The sequence below is a fragment of the uncultured Campylobacter sp. genome (assembly GCF_937890585.1).
In the GTDB taxonomy this organism is placed as follows: domain Bacteria; phylum Campylobacterota; class Campylobacteria; order Campylobacterales; family Campylobacteraceae; genus Campylobacter_A.
This window is the reverse complement of sequence record NZ_CALACG010000118.1, coordinates 1-1,278: the sequence shown is the minus strand read 5'-3', so window position 1 is coordinate 1,278 and position 1,278 is coordinate 1. Positions and strand designations below refer to the sequence as shown.

Genomic DNA, 1,278 nt, shown 5'->3' with positions numbered 1-1,278 from the left:
GAGGGAATTTTGTAAGGGCAAATACCATTGAATGCGCCAAGGTGCTAAGCGCCTATTTGGTAGGGCTTACACCATTTGGACTGGCTAAAATTTTCTCACTTTGGCTCTATGCAAATATGAAGCAAAAAGAGGCAGCCAAAATTTCTATCATCTGCCTTGTGATAAATTTGATCCTAGCTGTCATTTTGATGCAGAAATTTGGAGCTGCTGGCCTTGCATTTGCAAGCTCACTTGGGGGATTTTTGCAGCTTATTTTATATATAAGAGCCTTTGGGGCTAAGCGATTTTTAGCTATAATCGAGCCTAAATTTATAGCCGCTATCGCTGTTGCGGCGGTTTTGCTCTATTTTGGTTTAACATTTTTAAAGGATATATTTAATGCGAATTTTTGATACTTCTAAAAGAGAAAAGGTTGAGTTTAGCCCGATTAAAGTTGGTGAAGCTAGCATCTATCTGTGCGGCCCAACAGTCTATGACGACGCGCATTTGGGACATGCAAAGTCAGCCGTTAGCTTTGATCTTTTAAGAAGGGTCTTAAAAGCGCTTGGCTACAAGGTCAAATTTGCAAGAAACTACACCGACATCGACGATAAAATTTTAAATAAAATGGCGCAAACCGGACAAAGCCTAGAGGAGATCACAAACAAATATATAGCGCACTATGAGAGCGACATGGGCGCTTTAAACGTGCTTGATCCAGACTTTAAGCCAAAGGCTACGCAGTGCTTGGAGGCGATCATTAGCTACATCAAGGTGCTTATGGATAGAGGCGTGGCGTATAAAACGTGCGATGGAATTTACTTTGATACGAGCAAGGACAGTGGATATTTTAGCATCAGCGGCAAGGACAATAACACCGATCTAATCGCGCGTGTGGCAAGTTTTGGCGAGAAAAGAGACGAAAAAGACTTCGTGCTTTGGAAATTTGACGAGAAATGGTACGAAAGCCCGTTTGGCCGCGGTCGCCCAGGCTGGCACACCGAGTGCGTCGCGATGATAAAAAAGCACCTATCTAGCGGCGAAAAATTTGAAATCGATATCCACGCGGGCGGGCTTGATTTGCTCTTTCCTCATCACGAAAACGAGGCTGCGCAGTGCCGCTGTGCCGAGCATAAAAGCCTGGCTAAATACTGGCTACACAACGGCTTTATCCAAGTAAATAACGAAAAAATGAGCAAGAGCCTGGGAAATAGCTTTTTCGTTAAAGATGCGCTAGAGCGAAATTTGGGCGAGGCGGTGAGATTTTATCTGATTTCTAGCCACTACAGAGCGAATTTT

General features: G+C 43.7%; 2 protein-coding genes. Both read left to right on the top strand.

Annotation, left to right across the window (positions count from 1 at the left end; all coding sequences use genetic code 11):
* Positions 1-392, top strand: a 392-nt coding sequence (locus tag Q0296_RS03460) for a lipid II flippase MurJ (RefSeq protein WP_298036556.1), incomplete at its 5' end; no start/stop codon positions are given.
* Positions 379-1,278, top strand: a 900-nt coding sequence (cysS, locus tag Q0296_RS03455; protein ID WP_298036554.1) for a cysteine--tRNA ligase, incomplete at its 3' end; no start/stop codon positions are given. The genes Q0296_RS03460 and cysS, both read left to right, overlap by 14 nt.